The following is a 14,109-nucleotide window of genomic DNA, read 5'->3' as shown; positions in this document are numbered from 1 at the left end:
GTCATGTTCAACTCTCCAGGTGTGGGTGATCCCCAGAGCCCTTCACACGGAAGGGCTCTGGTGGATCACCCACGGAGGGTGACCACGCAGCGGTCTAGCCGAAGCTAGACTTGAATCCGTTCACTGGGCCAACCCCTGAGGGAAGGCTCAGTGGGCCTTGATGTTCGTGCCGTGCTTCTTGTCGAGACGGTCAGCGACCACATAACCGATCACGCCGGTTAGGGCCAAAGCACCGACAACGCCTACGATTGCGTAAACAAGCATCTGCATCGAGTCCATTTCATTCTCCTTTCGGATTGCTCATCGCTGTAATCAAGGATACCACCAAATCGGCGATCATCATTACCACGCCAAGCACCAGACAGAACGATACGACAAGCGGATGCGTTCCTGGTGTAACGATGGAAACAAAAGCGGCTGCCAACAAGCTACAGCCAACGCCCATAAGTGAAGCCTTAATCCAGTCGAATAGTATTTTCTTGTACATCTTTTTTACTCCTCAAAAAGACGAGGAGTCCCAACGGGATTCCCCGTCAGGGTTTAATTATTTCCAACTCCGAGCCGTTCGGCTGAGTTAGAAGAACAACAATAAAGCCATTTGCCTGCGAATAAATCGCATAGGCAAAGTTCGATTTTTCTGCCAACGATGATGCGCTGCGAACAGCGTCAATTGCGTTTACATGAAACATCGGGACGACCTCTTACGAAGCAAAGACTTCCAGTAAAACCGAAAGCTTTTTGCCAAGAGCCTTATTGAATCAAAGCGCGTGACGTGCCTTGATCATTTCTGCGGTGTGAGACTGCTGAGCAGTTTCAACGCCTGCATCGAACGCCTTGAAGCCAAGTTGAATGCCACCAACAACAAGAGCGGTAAGGACGATGAGAGTTTTCATGGTGTTCTCCGTTAGCAAAAGATGCAGACGGAGAACCACCCTGGCGGGAAGTAATCTCCCCGCTGCGGGTTTTTTATGCACGCAGAAAAACCAATATCCAGTTGCCTGGATGTCGATAATTTGAGTGCTATTTTTAAGCCGGTTTGAAAGCGTGGCTCTGCTTTTTGTGACTCATCACATACATGATGAGAACACTGCCTGAACGCATACACGTTTCAGGCCTTGGCGGACATGCTCATGCATGGCGCTAAGTTCTAAGCACAGAGGGCTCTGTGCTGGAGGGGTTCTTGAGAGCTCGACCTGAGGCCCGCTCTATGCCTGCGATGATACCAAACCGATGCCCTTTAACAAGATGGCGAACCAAAAAAAAGGGTGACCCGAAGGCCACCCTTTCACACTCATAGCCCATTAGGTGAGAACACCTTGTGGCCGCATTTATTCCGGAAACGGTCAACAACCATCTCCATTGGCTCCTCCAGCTTTATCGGCTGGAAAAAACCTTCTCCCCGCGAGTGCTTCAGGAGGATGACGCCCCCTGATGACAGCTCCCATAGGTGAACCTTTGTGCCCCCTTTGGTTACCCAAGCCTTACGGCTTATCGAGGCCTGGCCTTGCAAACGAGCAGCTTCGAGGATCGCGTTCATCGACTTCTCCATACATCCATGCAGGGAGAAGCCCCGCGGGGGATTTCTCCCCCTTGGGTTGTGTTTTTTAGAGTCCTGAATATCTGCTTTCGAGCTTCAATTTATCCGGTGATACCGGGAACCAGTAGCAATCCCAGTCCAGAAAAATGAAAGCTTCGGGACGAAACTCAGGATCGATCTCTCGGACGAATCCCAGGATTTTCTTTCCCTGGATTTCGACTCCGTATCCATTTGTCACCGTCACGGTATCGCCAAGGATGAAGTCGCATGGAACAGGCGCGACTTTTGCCATCTTTTCTTCAACAAACCGGTGCATTTTCATCTCCATTTTCATGGAGAACCCCGCCGGGGTTCCCCGGTAGGGTTATTTGCAGATTGCGTTGGCCAGCTCTTCAGCGTGCAGCAGAGCGTACGCTCTTCGCTCCTGGCTCATGTATGGCCAGCAAGAGCCAACTGCGTCCGAATAGCTCCCGAATGCGTCAATCCAGTCCCAGTAAATGTTCGTGCTGTCCACACGTCGCATCTGGTCAGCAGCTGGACGAACAAGGCTGAAAACCTTGTACAGCTCGCCACGCTCAACCGCCTGCTTTACAACCTGAAGCTCGCCTTCCGTCATAGCCTTGCGGCAAACCTTCTCGACGAGAACGCCGGCAGCGCGTTTCAGCAGCCTTTCAACTAGCTTGACCACCTGATCGTTACGAGTAACGAACGTCCTGGCTTCGCCGGCCTGGGCATCCTTATAAGCATTCATCTGATTCTCCATTTCTACGAAACGCAGAAAGGGAGAAAGCCCGTAGGGGCTTTCCCCCCTATCGGGCTTCTATTTACTTAAACAGTTCTTTGGCTGCGATTTTCAATGTGGTAGCGCGAACATCTTCGAAGTCGCACATCATTGCTTCACAACAGACTCGGAAGCTAAACGGATGAACTTCGTCCGAAAGTACCCAATCCATTGCTTCGCGCCAATTCTGCTCACTGACCTGAGGATGAATGATCTGCCTCAGAGTGATTTTCAGCAGGTATTCCCGCATCCACTCAACGTAATCATCGGTGATTTCGTCTCGTGTCCGCAGGGCTTCCAACTCAGCGTCTGACATTTCCAGAATGTCGAGAAATCCAAGTTGAAAGACTCGCGCATGGCTTGCCTTTCTCCGTGGTCTCCGCTCAAACGAGCGGCGCTGAATAATTACTTGTTCCCCAAACAGATCCAGCAAGGGCAACGCAGTCGCAGTATTTTCCATTTCAGACCTCCTCAAACCGACAGAGGCCTCCCACTAGGGAAAGCCCCTAGTGGGTTGAATGGTTATTTGTCAGGCGGCTAATGCTTCGCGAACAAGCTCAAAGAGCGAGTTCTTGAGATTCGCAACCTCCCCAACAGCACGGTATTGGCTGAACAATGCTTTCAGGATGTGCTCATTGGCACTTCCGAAACCAAGTCCAATCACTTCGATACCGCTGACCTCACACCGCTGAATAAACTCTTTCGCTGCATGAGTAGTACCTGCGTTCGGTTCCCCATCCGTTATGACGAAAAGAATCTTCTTCTCGCCCTTCGCACGAAGAACTTCAACAGCAGCCGGCCACAGTGCTTGCGCAAGAGGCGTACCGCCCTCCGACATCGCACCAAAGCCACCTTCGCTTACCGCCCTGATCAATCGCTCTTTCGGGCTCTTGATCAGTGCGCAGCGCTCAACGCCATCGTTCGCCTTGTTGGGAAACGACATCGCGCCGGTTGTCACCAGCGGAAGTCCCTCCAGCGCGCTTAGAACCGCATAGACTGCGGCTTCGGCCTGATCCATCGCAGATTTCATACTCCCCGACTTGTCGAGAAGAATCTGGATCGATGCAGACTGACGCTCTGCTCGAGACTTACTTCTAAACACCCTCGTTTCGCCGCCCTTCATCATGGCGATACGGCCAGTGTCGATCCGCTTGCCCTGCCGCTTCAGCCGAACACGGCAATCAACCTGCGCCTGTAACAGCCCATTAAGGCACTGTCGCAGACCGGCCGATTGCTCGATGCCCAATTGCACACGGCGGACGCTCGCTTGATCGGATCGGTTCCTCCCCCTCCCATCCAGAGAGAATGGTCGGAGCGGATTACCGTCGCGCACTGCCTTACGGCCTAGCAACTCACCCGCCTTGTCGCCAACTTCCGAGATCAACCCTTTCAGGTCGGCTTCGGTTGCATCCTTGGCCTGCTCGCGCAGGTTGCTGGCTTCTGGGGAAGGTTTGCCGCTGCCATTGCTGGACTGCGAGGTTTCTTGGCCATCGTCGCCGGCATTGCTGCCGCTACTTGGTTGGGATTGGTCTTGCGGCTCGGAGCCGGACTGGCCTCCATCAGATGTTTCCTGCTTGGATTCGGGTTGCCCCTCCTCTTTGCCTTCATCACCTGCACCCGCACCACCGTCTTGCTTCTGCTCCTGCTGCTGATCGCCTCCACCCGACTCTTGCGAGTCCTGAGGAGCACCCTCCGAGCCTTGCTCGGGCTGCGGTTGCTCATCTTCCTGCTCATCCTCTTGCGAAGGCAGCAGGTCGATAATCGCGTCCACCAGAGCGAGAACATCTGTTGTGCTCTCGCACGTCAGGGTGTTCTTCACCAGGGTCAGGATCTGATCCGTAAGGTCAGCCCCAAGAAGGGTCTCCATACGGGCCAGGTAGGCTTTTGCTGGAACCTCAAGCTGCGGTTCCTGGAGTAGCCAGTAACCGCCGTAGAGAATTCCGTTGTGAATCACATGAAGCGCCGGGCAGTCATCCACCTGCTCAGGCCGGAACGGCTCAAGCAGAACCTTGCGGTTCAGGTAGCGGATGTCCGACTCAGTACCTGGGTACTGATCCATGCTCAATCGTTCAATGCGGATGTCCTCAAGAATGTTCAGCAGATTCTTGCGGAAGGGTGTCGGGCTTGAGTCGCGAAAGCAGCCCATGTCTGTGTTGCGGACATGGGAGCATTCATGTGCGATGTACCCGAAGGACAGCGGCAGATCGTCCTCGGTGAAGGGGACAAATACGTTTTTTCCATCTGTCTTAGCCTGGATACCCTCAACATGCACTTTGACGCCAGTTAGCTCGGCAAGGTGCTGTGCATAGATCGGAAGAGTGCCGACCAGGGATTGATTGCTCATCGTTTATCTCCTTTCTCGCCACCGCGAAAAGGAGTAACCCCGCGAGGAGGGTTACTCCCACGCGGGGTTTGTTTGTGATGTCAGAACCAGAAGGTGCCGAAGGGCATATCGGGTTCGGACGGATTGATTACGAGGGGTTCTTCAGACTGCTCCACTGGAACGGATTCAGCTGGTTCAACAACCTCGGGTTTTGCTGGTACTTCGTTGATGCTGTCGTGACAACTCGGATTAGCTACGCTTGCGCTCAGCTCTTCCTCGACCATCGTTACGGCATCCGCGGGTACTTCAGCATCAGGTACAGCAACAGCAGTGACAGTCTCGGCCGTAGCCTCGATCTCAACTGCTGTAGGAGCCTCTGTTTCAACACTGGCCGGGGCCTCGGTTTCAACTGAAGGCAATGCTGGAACGAAGGCCATCGATGCATCTTCATGACCGTTAGCTATGTTCAGGTTTTTGATCAGCCGCTTGATCGAGTCCTCATCAGAGAGGGCCGACACAAGGGCTACAACACTGTTGTACTGAGAGCCATTAACCACCCCGGACTTGGGGAGAGCCGCAAGGACTTCCTCAATGTGTTCGGTTAGGGCTTTGACCTCACTGGACAGGAACATCAGGCCGCGAAGCTTGGCGTTGATCTTCCGAACAGTGTTCAGCGTCGTTTGTGTGACATGGCCACGAGTGGCCAAGCCTGTTTCAAGCAAGCGCTCGGCTGTATCTGCCGTCTCAGCGTACAGCTGATCTGACAAACCACGGACCTGCGTACCCAGCGTGTTAGAGAGGTGCTTGTCGCCATCAGGGGAAACACGGCATGCCGCGTACCCAAAATGCATCCCTGCATCTACCTGCGCCTTCGGTGTCACCGAGGTGCGGATAGCATCACGCCATTCTTGCTTCTCCCAGCCCTTGTCGATCCACTCAGTGATCCAGCGTTCGTAGTTAGGGAGAAAGTTGTTTTTCAAGTCGTAGAATTGCGATTTGAGCGCTTCCAGTCGGTCAACAACCTCTTGGATCTTGTCCTGGGAAACTGCATAGCCACCCAGGAACCGCACACCACACTCTTCCACCACCTTTGTAGCCTGCCGCTTGATCTTCTCAAACGGTTTCAGCTTCTCCGGGTCGATTACACGCATCGATCCGAGTGAAGCCAAAATAGCAGGAGGAATCTTCCCCTCCAGCATTTCAGGTTTAAGCTTTTTCCGAGCAGTCCACAGATGGATACCGGAAAGATCGACCAGCAGTAGTTGGTCTAGGATTTTAATTTCATTCTGTTGAATGGACATTTCACGATTCTCCTTTCTCACATGCATGAAAAAGGGGGAATCGCACCCGTGGGGGGAGATTCCCCCTTTAGGGTTTTTTACACAGCAACCTTCCAATCGCCACCAAAGACACTCTGGGCGATCTTACGAATTGCTGTTTTCTGAACTAAATCGCAGCGATTGAGCAGTGATTCATCCAGCGAAAGCTGAAGCGGATTAGCTGCGCCTTGGTGAGTGTATCCACAAGAGATACGCCCCCAACGAAGCAATGTCCGAGTGGACATCGTAACGCTTAGGTAATTACCACCTAACCCTTGATGTTGATTACGAATGGAGTTCGCAACCTTCACCATATTTTTCGCCATCTCTTCCGGAAGCATTGGCAAAGCAGATATCAAAGTTGCTACTTCGTTATCAGCCTCGAGGTATGGAACCTCAAACACACGGAAGCGATCCAGCGATGCCAGGTTCTGCTGCATGGTGCCAGCATGTACTCCCGATGCATCGCCCTGTCCCGCCGTATTGCCGCAAGCGACAAACCGGAAGTTGACATGAGGCTTCACAACCTCACCATTGTTTTCCGCAATCACTAAGGGTCTCCCCTCCATGACAGCGTGCAGACCTACAGTTACTGCCGGATCAAGTGTGTCGTACTCATCGAGCACGAACACAAACCCATTGCGCATTGCTTGGGTCAGCGGCCCATCCACAAACTTCGTGTTCAGGTCGCCACTCACCGGATCAGTGACAGGCAGGTTGTAACCAGTAAGCTCCGGCATTTCCATCCGGCTGTGTGCCGAAACGGTGATGCAGGGCCAATTAAGATGGGCAGTGACTTGCTCTACGAGCGAAGACTTACCCGATCCAGTTGGGCCGAGGAGCATGCAGCTATCCCCAAACGGAGCGTAGAGCCAACTCATGAACGGCTTGACCAGCATCTCGCGGAAGAAATACTTCTTCTTCGGCGCGACGTGATGCATCCACTGGTGTCCTTCTGCAAAACCTGGCGCTTGCGCGTTGGTATTGAAGCCGAACTCTTTCATCTCAACTTTTGCATTGAATTGCATTTTATATTCTCCGTTCTCGAAAGCAGTTGCCCAAGAAAAGGAGAATCCCCATAGGGGAAGACTCCCCCAGTGGGCGGTTTATTTTGTGCGGGTTTTACGCAGCAACTACCAGATCAATCACAGACAGGCTGTCTTCACTGGTTTTTTTGGTGAAGCTTACGACTGGTGTGAGCCCGTGATAAACCAGCTCGGCACACAGCGAATGCATCATCCATGGCGGGCAACTGACCAGAACGGTAGTTGTGCCAGATTTCTTTGCTTCAGCAAGGGCAATTTCGGCAAGACGCTCAACGCGCTTTGCAACACTTTCCTTGGTCGGCAACACCGGGAAGAAAAGGAGACTACGAATCTCCTGAAATTCCTTCCAACTCGTAAGATCACGAACCCCGAAGGCTTCGAGTTCACGGGTAGTTTTAAACTTGGTCAGATTAACGACTTCGTTGGTATTGCTCATATTCTCAACTCCAGTTTTCAGAGCGGAGAAATCCCATACGGGTTTCCCCGCATGGGTAGGTTTTTAAGCTGATTAGAGTCGCAGCTAACGACCCGTGCCAGGCACGGACAAACATCTACGCTCATGCGTGGATGGTTGATTCTGGGGGGTAGCATAGGTCAGACGGACTTATGCTTACTTGAACAGCCCCGATCGGGACTGTGAGGGTTCTTGAGCTGCAATAGCGCGCAGCTTACGCACCTTTCGGTAGGGCCATGATGCCTATTTACAGGGATGCCTGCAACCCTCTGGGATCACGCAAATTTGCGGTCAAACAGGCCCGGAGGAGAAAGAAAAGCCGCCCTTGGTCAGCCTTGGGCGGCTCGCTTATCGTGCTTCTGGGCCGGCTCACATCAGGTGAGGGATTCCAATAGCGTCCCAATCGTTGGCAGTAGGCTTAAAGCCCACCTGCCATGGCCATGGAACCTCAAATTCATGCTCTTCTGACGCGAATACAGCCGTTCCCGTGTCTAGGTAATCGAGAACCCACATGTAGGCCTGCTCGCCTTCAATCTTTACCGGGCCGAGTATCGCAACCAGGTGCTTGTACCCTTCTGGCGGAGTCTCAGGGGGTAGCCACCCAGCAATCAGCTTCTCGTGCCGCGGTGGATTCGTCCGATCCACGCCCTTGTAAAGCTCGGCTTCAGCCTTCGTCATTTCACTCATGCTCATTTCGTCCATCCTCGTGCAGTTGACCTCATCCGATGGTGCTGTCATTCGTCTAAAACCCAAATCAGCTAACCAAGTGCGCGGCCTACCGTGCGCAGCAGATCATCGATCACGCTTGCCCCATATCGATCCCAGTAAAAGGCAACCGTGTGCGGCTGGATGTATCCCGTGAAGAACACCAGCCAATAACCGACTGCGCAGAGAGTTATGACCTTGGCGAATAGTCTTCGAGCTATCTGCCCATTGAACAGAACGGATGCGATTACCCCGCCGGCTATCCCTCCTCCTACAGCAAACACCAAAAACCAGGCGATATGCTCGATGTAATCACCAAGATAAACGGAGATCATGGGCGTCCCTCTGCTTTCTCAGACATGGCCACGGGCTCCATCCCAGAAGGATTTGAGATGGAAAAAAAACGCTGGGAGCAGGATCAGCACTAAGCTCGCTACTACAGATAAGGTCACCACCGTCACCGCGCCGTTGAGTGCATGCCACATGCCGATCTCGAGATAGCGCGTCCCCAGATCCGCTGCCTTGATGATGAACGCCATTGCTACGCCTTCTCCTTGGTATGGGATCATCTGGAGCAAGAAAATTAATCCGCCGAAAGCGACCGCGATGATCGCGAATCCCTTGAGACCTAGGGCGATATCGGCTGTGCTTGGGATGGCGTGCATCGAGATAACCAGGACGAGTAACGCCAGAGCAAACCCCTGCAATGAGCCAGTACCCAAGTCGACGATCGCGGTAACAGAACCGGTGGCCACAGCGCCGATCCAGACAACCAACGGCACCAATCCCTGGTCGGGAAGGCTCTGATCGTATGATGTGCCAAGGGAGAGAACGGCGATTGCGCCCCCGGCCAACAAGGGCGCTATGCCCTGAACAAGGAGACCAATCGAGTTGCGCAGAGAAAACGGGCTGTAGGAAAACTCGACGTAGCCCAACTGCCCAGTGATTGCATCCGGTGCGAATAGAGCAAGCTTCCTGATTCGCAGGCCGAAGAGCAGGCATGCAATCGCGTGCGCCATTTCATGTACAGGCCCGCCGATGATTCCAGTGTTCCGATAGACGATCCACGTCTTTACCGAAAACTGTGACACCAGCTTACCCCAGACAAAAATCGCGCCGGCCGGCACCAGTAAAAGCGCGAGATAGAGGTAAATCATGCGCGCTGCCCCGCTGCTGCTTCCATCTCCCGCTTGGCCTCAGCGTGACTTTTTTGGATCACGACCTGGGTGATGCTGTTGATCACCAACACCTTCTTTGCTCTTGTGGCTGCGACATAGAGCAAATTCAACTCATCAACCCGCTGATCAGGGGTGATCTTCTCTTCGTCGAAGATGTCTGGGAAATCTTCTTCCAGGACAACCACATCCCACTCCAGCCCCTTCGAGCGGTGGCAGGTGCTCACAATCACATCTGCATCAAGAGGATCATCTGTTGAGTTGCGGCGTAGAGCCGCGATCAACTTCGGAATGTCGTTGTGCTCCTTGAGTATCCTGAGCATCCGATTCATCTCGGCATCCTTCGACTCCTCTGCCGCTTCGGCAAACCCTCCAAAGTCGCTGAACTGCCCGAAAAGGCGCTTGTTGCGGATCTCATCCTTGCGGCCGACCTTCAGATGGTAAACATCCTCGAGGTCGGAGATTTGGTATGCCTCAATCCCCCCGTTCCAGTAGACAACTTGGCCGTCAGATACAGCATCAATGGCCGTCATGATCACGCCGATCACCGTGCGGTTGAGCACGGTGTAGTGGTTACATCCAGAGGGCAGCGATGTCGTCACTTTGTCGCGGGCACCAAACCCAACCAGGGGACGTGTTTCCCCTTGCTGTTTGAGGATCGCATTGGCTACGCCGGCAATCATCGGCCCGAACCGGAACGAGTTGGTCAAGAACATCGACGCCGCGCCCTGCACAATCTGCGTATCCAGCGCGTTCTCAGCCCCTCGCCAACGGTAGATTTGCTGCCATTTGTCGCCGACAAATATCTTCCTCGCCTTCTGACCAGCGACCAGGGAGGCAGTTACGGGGTTACTGTCCTGCGCCTCATCGAAAAGGATCACGTCATATGGCAGCTGGGGATTACTGAGCTGGAAGAGCTTCAGGTATGCGTCATGCTGGCAGGGGAATTTGCTCTCGGTATCGATCATCTCGTCCCAGAGTTTCTGGGCAGAATTTATCGTCCGGTCGAGGTGATCGGCTCCGTGCTCCGCTGCCTCTTCCTCGCTGAGCGCAGCAAAATAATGCGCCTCACTGATTTCTTCGTCAGCGCTCGAAAGGTAGGCATTGAGCACAGCGATAGCGTCTCGAACATCTCCCCAGTTCCGTGTTTTGAGGAGCCCGGCAGCATCCGTCAGACGGATATTCCCGAGCTTGTGCTGATAGTGTCGGCCAAACTGCGGCCAGGCCAACTGGTGGGATGTCTTGCACACTACGTTTTTCGGAAACTTCTCCGCGCCTTCATCCCGGATAGCGCGGTTGTACGCCAGATAGAGCATGCGCAAGTGGCTGTGATGGTTGGCGTAGGCAACAAGCGTTGTCGTCTTGCCGCACCCGGCATAGGCCTTCACCACCAGATGGTCACCTTGGTATTCGATGATGGGGAGCTGTTCTGCGGTCGACTTCATTGAGGCGACTCCATTCTGTTTTTTGCACATTTGCCGCCGTAGACAGACAGCGCTGCTAAGCACCAGAACGAAAACACGGCATCAATCGGGAGATGGCGAACAACCAGGGCTACCGGCTCTGTCACCACCAGGAACGTCGCATACCCTGCAACGGCATGCATTCCGAAGGTGCGTAAGGCTGCTGCTGCTATGAGGAGGGGAAATAGTGTGTAAAGCGCCAAGCTATGCGTGGAGCTGGAGCTCGGGGCGAGGTGGGTACAGGCGACGACCATGCCAACCGCTACTGCCATCAAGCCGGCAGCGTGACGACTGGACATCGAGCGCAGCTCTTCGCCGCTGTGCCTGAACGTCAGAATCATGACCGCGTGCGAGCCGATGCCTGCCAGGTAGTCAATGAGTGGTGATCGGCATATCGCCGGAAGATATTTTTCGCTGGGCATGTGAGTCTCCTTAGGTGAGGAGATCGTTTCATGCAGGTCGCGGGGAAAGGTCTGGTTTCGGGCGGTTTTTTGGTCTGAATTACGCAGACGCCGCCCTAGATCGGGGCGGCCGGAGAATAGTGATGGCTCACCTTGGGTTATTCCAGAGCTATGGCACGCTGCCGACATGAAGCACACCAAGACCCTCCAGGTTCGCGTTCGAGACAAACACACTCAGCTGCTGCGCCAGATGGCCCGGCAGGTGAATTTCGTCTGGAACTACCTGAACGAACTCAGCCATCGCTCGATCCGTGAGCGCGGGGTCTTTCTGTCAGCCTACGACTTGGATCGCTATACCCAGGGCGCAAGCAAGGAACTGGGCCTGCACTCGCAGACATTGCAGGAAGTGTCGCGGGAGTACACCACCCGCCGCCGGCAGTTCAAGAAGGTCCGGCTGAGCTGGCGTAAATCGATCGGTGTTCGCCGCTCGCTCGGCTGGATTCCGTTCAAATCCGGCGCAGCGAGCTGGAAGAACGGCCAGGTGTTCCACAATGGCAGATGCTTCAAGGTCTGGGACAGCTACGGGCTGGGCCAGTACCGCCTCCGCTCCGGCAGCTTCAGCGAAGACGCCCGAGGCCGCTGGTATTTCAATGTGGTCGTCGAGCTGAACACCCAGCTATTGAATGGCCAAGGGGCAGTTGGCATCGACCTGGGCCTGAAGGACGTGGCCACCTGTAGCGACGGGCAGCGGCTGGAGAATGGGCGTTTCTACCGCGACCTGGAGCCCAAGCTGGCCAGCGCCCAGCGTGCCGGCAAGAAAGCTCGGGTGCGGGCAATCCACGCCAAGATAGCCAACCGGCGCAAGGATGCCTTACACAAATTCAGCCGCTCGCTGGTCGAGCGCTGCAACACGATCATCGTGGGCGATGTCAGCTCGCAGAAACTCGTCAAAACCAAGATGGCCAAGTCGGTGCTCGATGCCGGCTGGGGTCAACTGAAAACGATGCTGGCCTACAAATGCGCGCACGCAGGCATCGTCTTCAGGGTAGTGAACGAGGCGTACACCACCCAAACCTGTAGCTGTTGCGGTGCATTGCCCGCCAGCAGGCCGAGAGGTATCGCAGGGCTTGGAATAAGAGAATGGATCTGTGAGTGCGGTGTCACTCACGACCGCGACGTGAACGCGGCCAGGAACATTCTCGCGCTCGGGCATGAGCGTCCTGGAGAGGGAATCCCCGGCGTTTAAGCCGGGGGAGGATGTCAATCCTTGGTTGTTGAAAAATCGCATGGGTGTTAAGTCCCAGCTGAAAGCAGTGAAACATGGCTCTGGATAATCCCAAGCCGCCGGCTCACCCGAATCGGCGTTTGCTTTTGGCGCGACGGACGTTATAGCCCTTCACCCAGCTTTTCATGTCTTCACTCGGTGGTTTGGGTTGCACGGTACCGATCCATGCGCGATCTGGCAGCTCTTTCATGTATGCCTGGTATGCGTACTGAGCCCACCCGTCTTTTTTGCCGGTCTCACGAGCGTACCCAAGCAGCTCACAGAAAGTGTGCTGTTTACTGGTCGGCCCGAGCACTTTGCGTCGATCGTCTAGCTTCACCAGTTTGCCGGTGGCCACCGCCACCCCATCCGGTATCACGATTTCATTGCCACACTTCGGACAGAGCAATCCGCTGAAAACAAAGCTGCACTTCGGACATGGCTTGGTTTTTTTCTCCTGATCGCCTTTGTCCTGTGGGCGGCGGTCAAGACGCTCCCCTTCCCCATTGTCCATGGCGTCGGGCACCTCGTCCGTTGGCTTCCCGTTAAGCAAGAGGTTCCCGGAGTGGTCAATGATAATGCAGTCGATTTTTCCAGTTTCAGGCGAGAGTCGCAGCCCGCGGCCAATCATCTGGTAGTGAAGCATCAGGGACTTCGTAGGCCGCGCTATCACTAGGCAACTGGTCGAGGGGTCATCAAACCCCTTGATCAGCATAGCCACTGAGACCAAGACCCTTATCTTGCCCGCTTTGTACTGGCGCAAGATCTCCTCGGTCTCATGCGGCAGCATATAGCCATCGATATGGGCTGCGGCCACCCCAGCTTTTTGAAACTCAGCAGCGAGTTTCTTGGAGTGCTGGACGTTGCAGGCGAAAACCATTGTTTTACGGTTTTCACCCAGTTCTTTCCAGTGCGTTACCACGTCACCAAGCAGCTTGGCGTCACCCATGACCGTGGCAAGCTCGTCCTCGATCCAGTCACCATTCGGCTTCGTGCTCACCCCCTTCAGAGAAGGCACGGAGGGCGCATAGCACTGTGTAGGTACAAGGAAGCCTTGGTCTGTCAGCTCAGAAAGGGAGATGCAATTGATTAGCCTGTCAAAGATGCGCCCAAGGCCCCGCCGCCATGGGGTTGCACTGAGCCCTATCACAGGCACCTTGTTCCGCCGGCACCACGTGATCAGCTCGATATGGGCTTCATGGATGACATGCGCCTCGTCAATGAGAACAAGGTGAGGTTTGTGATGGTTGAGCATGTAGTCGAGGCGCGGACGCAAGCTCTGGATCGTTGCGACCTGGATGGGCTTTCGATAGTCAGTGCAGGGATGGTCTGACTGAATTGCACCGGCGACCAATCCATCTTTGTAGAACCGCTCAAGCGTCTGATCGAGCAGCTTCACACTGTCGACGATGAACCAGGCCCTGCGGTTCTTCGCCTGCGCACCGGCAATGATGTGCTTGGCCACCTCTGTCTTACCGGAGCCCGTGGGACTCATCAGCATCTGAATGATCGCGCCAAGGCTTATGCCTTTGCGGAGTTCAAAATCCTGCTGTTGTTGGTAGGGTCGAAGCTGCATCGAGGTTTCTCGCTGTACGAACTACAGGTAGGAAACCATCGCTTCGAAATAACCCAAGCCAGGTG

The 14,109-nt window shown here is 54.5% G+C and carries 18 protein-coding genes; 1 reads left to right on the top strand and 17 read right to left on the bottom strand.

Annotated elements, in window-relative coordinates:
* Positions 1-147 precede the first annotated feature (147 nt).
* The 16 genes from QMX98_RS03800 to QMX98_RS03725 all read right to left on the bottom strand — a co-directional run bounded on the left by QMX98_RS03800 (position 148) and on the right by QMX98_RS03725 (position 11,225).
* Positions 148-279, bottom strand: coding sequence for a hypothetical protein (locus QMX98_RS03800; RefSeq protein WP_255311629.1), 132 nt, complete (start codon positions 277-279; stop codon positions 148-150).
* Position 280: 1 nt separating this feature from the next.
* Positions 281-487, bottom strand: coding sequence for a hypothetical protein (locus QMX98_RS03795; RefSeq protein ID WP_011077965.1), 207 nt, complete (start codon positions 485-487; stop codon positions 281-283).
* A 271-nt stretch (positions 488-758) separates the two neighbouring features.
* Positions 759-893: a hypothetical protein gene (locus tag QMX98_RS03790; protein ID WP_013100880.1), complete on the bottom strand. Its 135-nt coding sequence runs from the start codon at positions 891-893 to the stop codon at positions 759-761.
* A gap of 398 nt (positions 894-1,291) precedes the next feature.
* Positions 1,292-1,537, bottom strand: a complete 246-nt coding sequence (locus QMX98_RS03785) for a hypothetical protein (RefSeq protein ID WP_013100879.1) — start codon at positions 1,535-1,537, stop codon at positions 1,292-1,294.
* Between the two features lie 67 nt (positions 1,538-1,604).
* Complete coding sequence (locus QMX98_RS03780) at positions 1,605-1,853, bottom strand: hypothetical protein (protein ID WP_060763786.1); 249 nt, start codon at positions 1,851-1,853, stop codon at positions 1,605-1,607.
* A gap of 48 nt (positions 1,854-1,901) precedes the next feature.
* Positions 1,902-2,288: a hypothetical protein gene (locus tag QMX98_RS03775; RefSeq protein ID WP_023049102.1), complete on the bottom strand. Its 387-nt coding sequence runs from the start codon at positions 2,286-2,288 to the stop codon at positions 1,902-1,904.
* 73 nt (positions 2,289-2,361) lie between these two features.
* Entirely contained in the window at positions 2,362-2,778 is a 417-nt protein-coding gene (locus QMX98_RS03770) for a hypothetical protein (protein WP_013100876.1), read from the bottom strand.
* 69 nt (positions 2,779-2,847) lie between these two features.
* Positions 2,848-4,662 carry a nitric oxide reductase activation protein NorD gene (locus tag QMX98_RS03765; protein ID WP_023049101.1) on the bottom strand — a complete coding sequence of 605 codons (1,815 nt, stop codon included), beginning with the start codon at positions 4,660-4,662 and terminating at the stop codon, positions 2,848-2,850.
* An 80-nt stretch (positions 4,663-4,742) separates the two neighbouring features.
* The gene (locus QMX98_RS03760) at positions 4,743-5,942 is read right to left on the bottom strand and encodes a DUF3150 domain-containing protein (RefSeq protein WP_033962538.1); all 1,200 of its coding nucleotides are present in this window, start codon (positions 5,940-5,942) and stop codon (positions 4,743-4,745) included.
* Between the two features lie 77 nt (positions 5,943-6,019).
* Positions 6,020-6,988: an AAA family ATPase gene (locus QMX98_RS03755; RefSeq protein ID WP_282410263.1), complete on the bottom strand. Its 969-nt coding sequence runs from the start codon at positions 6,986-6,988 to the stop codon at positions 6,020-6,022.
* A 94-nt stretch (positions 6,989-7,082) separates the two neighbouring features.
* Complete coding sequence (locus QMX98_RS03750; RefSeq protein ID WP_043859958.1) at positions 7,083-7,442, bottom strand: hypothetical protein; 360 nt, start codon at positions 7,440-7,442, stop codon at positions 7,083-7,085.
* 387 nt (positions 7,443-7,829) lie between these two features.
* The gene (locus QMX98_RS03745; protein ID WP_232591917.1) at positions 7,830-8,153 is read right to left on the bottom strand and encodes a hypothetical protein; all 324 of its coding nucleotides are present in this window, start codon (positions 8,151-8,153) and stop codon (positions 7,830-7,832) included.
* Positions 8,154-8,218: 65 nt separating this feature from the next.
* A complete protein-coding gene (locus tag QMX98_RS03740) occupies positions 8,219-8,500 on the bottom strand; it encodes a hypothetical protein (RefSeq protein ID WP_169870553.1) in 282 nt (93 codons plus the stop codon).
* A gap of 18 nt (positions 8,501-8,518) precedes the next feature.
* Positions 8,519-9,322: a hypothetical protein gene (locus tag QMX98_RS03735; RefSeq protein WP_172690151.1), complete on the bottom strand. Its 804-nt coding sequence runs from the start codon at positions 9,320-9,322 to the stop codon at positions 8,519-8,521.
* Positions 9,319-10,785: a 3'-5' exonuclease gene (locus tag QMX98_RS03730; RefSeq protein ID WP_172690150.1), complete on the bottom strand. Its 1,467-nt coding sequence runs from the start codon at positions 10,783-10,785 to the stop codon at positions 9,319-9,321. The genes QMX98_RS03735 and QMX98_RS03730 overlap by 4 nt, the downstream gene beginning before the upstream one ends.
* On the bottom strand, positions 10,782-11,225 hold the full coding sequence (locus tag QMX98_RS03725) for a hypothetical protein (RefSeq protein ID WP_023049093.1): 444 nt from the start codon (positions 11,223-11,225) through the stop codon (positions 10,782-10,784). Before QMX98_RS03725 ends, QMX98_RS03730 begins: the two co-directional genes overlap by 4 nt.
* A gap of 166 nt (positions 11,226-11,391) precedes the next feature.
* Here QMX98_RS03725 and QMX98_RS03720 point away from each other — a divergent pair, with 166 nt between their 5' ends.
* Positions 11,392-12,450, top strand: a complete 1,059-nt coding sequence (locus QMX98_RS03720) for an RNA-guided endonuclease TnpB family protein (protein WP_023049092.1) — start codon at positions 11,392-11,394, stop codon at positions 12,448-12,450.
* Between the two features lie 103 nt (positions 12,451-12,553).
* Here QMX98_RS03720 and QMX98_RS03715 read toward each other — a convergent pair whose 3' ends face one another.
* Positions 12,554-14,044: a DEAD/DEAH box helicase gene (locus QMX98_RS03715; protein WP_011077949.1), complete on the bottom strand. Its 1,491-nt coding sequence runs from the start codon at positions 14,042-14,044 to the stop codon at positions 12,554-12,556.
* Positions 14,045-14,109 lie beyond the last annotated feature (65 nt).

It is taken from the genome of Pseudomonas sp. PS02303 (genome assembly GCF_029959925.1).
GTDB classification, from domain to species: domain Bacteria; phylum Pseudomonadota; class Gammaproteobacteria; order Pseudomonadales; family Pseudomonadaceae; genus Aquipseudomonas; species Aquipseudomonas mandelii.
Note: the sequence above shows the minus strand (reverse complement) of the source record. Positions and strands in the feature narration are given on the sequence as shown.

What these genes read in the sequence shown, in the direction of transcription:
- QMX98_RS03800 (WP_255311629.1), bottom strand. Translation starts at nt 279, where the DNA reads ATGGACTCGATGCAGATGCTTGTTTACGCAATCGTAGGCGTTGTCGGT.
- QMX98_RS03795 (WP_011077965.1), bottom strand. Translation starts at nt 487, where the DNA reads ATGTACAAGAAAATACTATTCGACTGGATTAAGGCTTCACTTATGGGC.
- QMX98_RS03790 (WP_013100880.1), bottom strand. Translation starts at nt 893, where the DNA reads ATGAAAACTCTCATCGTCCTTACCGCTCTTGTTGTTGGTGGCATTCAA.
- QMX98_RS03785 (WP_013100879.1), bottom strand. Translation starts at nt 1,537, where the DNA reads ATGAACGCGATCCTCGAAGCTGCTCGTTTGCAAGGCCAGGCCTCGATA.
- QMX98_RS03780 (WP_060763786.1), bottom strand. Translation starts at nt 1,853, where the DNA reads ATGCACCGGTTTGTTGAAGAAAAGATGGCAAAAGTCGCGCCTGTTCCA.
- QMX98_RS03775 (WP_023049102.1), bottom strand. Translation starts at nt 2,288, where the DNA reads ATGAATGCTTATAAGGATGCCCAGGCCGGCGAAGCCAGGACGTTCGTT.
- QMX98_RS03770 (WP_013100876.1), bottom strand. Translation starts at nt 2,778, where the DNA reads ATGGAAAATACTGCGACTGCGTTGCCCTTGCTGGATCTGTTTGGGGAA.
- QMX98_RS03765 (WP_023049101.1), bottom strand. Translation starts at nt 4,662, where the DNA reads ATGAGCAATCAATCCCTGGTCGGCACTCTTCCGATCTATGCACAGCAC.
- QMX98_RS03760 (WP_033962538.1), bottom strand. Translation starts at nt 5,942, where the DNA reads ATGTCCATTCAACAGAATGAAATTAAAATCCTAGACCAACTACTGCTG.
- QMX98_RS03755 (WP_282410263.1), bottom strand. Translation starts at nt 6,988, where the DNA reads ATGCAATTCAATGCAAAAGTTGAGATGAAAGAGTTCGGCTTCAATACC.
- QMX98_RS03750 (WP_043859958.1), bottom strand. Translation starts at nt 7,442, where the DNA reads ATGAGCAATACCAACGAAGTCGTTAATCTGACCAAGTTTAAAACTACC.
- QMX98_RS03745 (WP_232591917.1), bottom strand. Translation starts at nt 8,153, where the DNA reads ATGAGCATGAGTGAAATGACGAAGGCTGAAGCCGAGCTTTACAAGGGC.
- QMX98_RS03740 (WP_169870553.1), bottom strand. Translation starts at nt 8,500, where the DNA reads ATGATCTCCGTTTATCTTGGTGATTACATCGAGCATATCGCCTGGTTT.
- QMX98_RS03735 (WP_172690151.1), bottom strand. Translation starts at nt 9,322, where the DNA reads ATGATTTACCTCTATCTCGCGCTTTTACTGGTGCCGGCCGGCGCGATT.
- QMX98_RS03730 (WP_172690150.1), bottom strand. Translation starts at nt 10,785, where the DNA reads ATGAAGTCGACCGCAGAACAGCTCCCCATCATCGAATACCAAGGTGAC.
- QMX98_RS03725 (WP_023049093.1), bottom strand. Translation starts at nt 11,225, where the DNA reads ATGCCCAGCGAAAAATATCTTCCGGCGATATGCCGATCACCACTCATT.
- QMX98_RS03720 (WP_023049092.1), top strand. Translation starts at nt 11,392, where the DNA reads ATGAAGCACACCAAGACCCTCCAGGTTCGCGTTCGAGACAAACACACT.
- QMX98_RS03715 (WP_011077949.1), bottom strand. Translation starts at nt 14,044, where the DNA reads ATGCAGCTTCGACCCTACCAACAACAGCAGGATTTTGAACTCCGCAAA.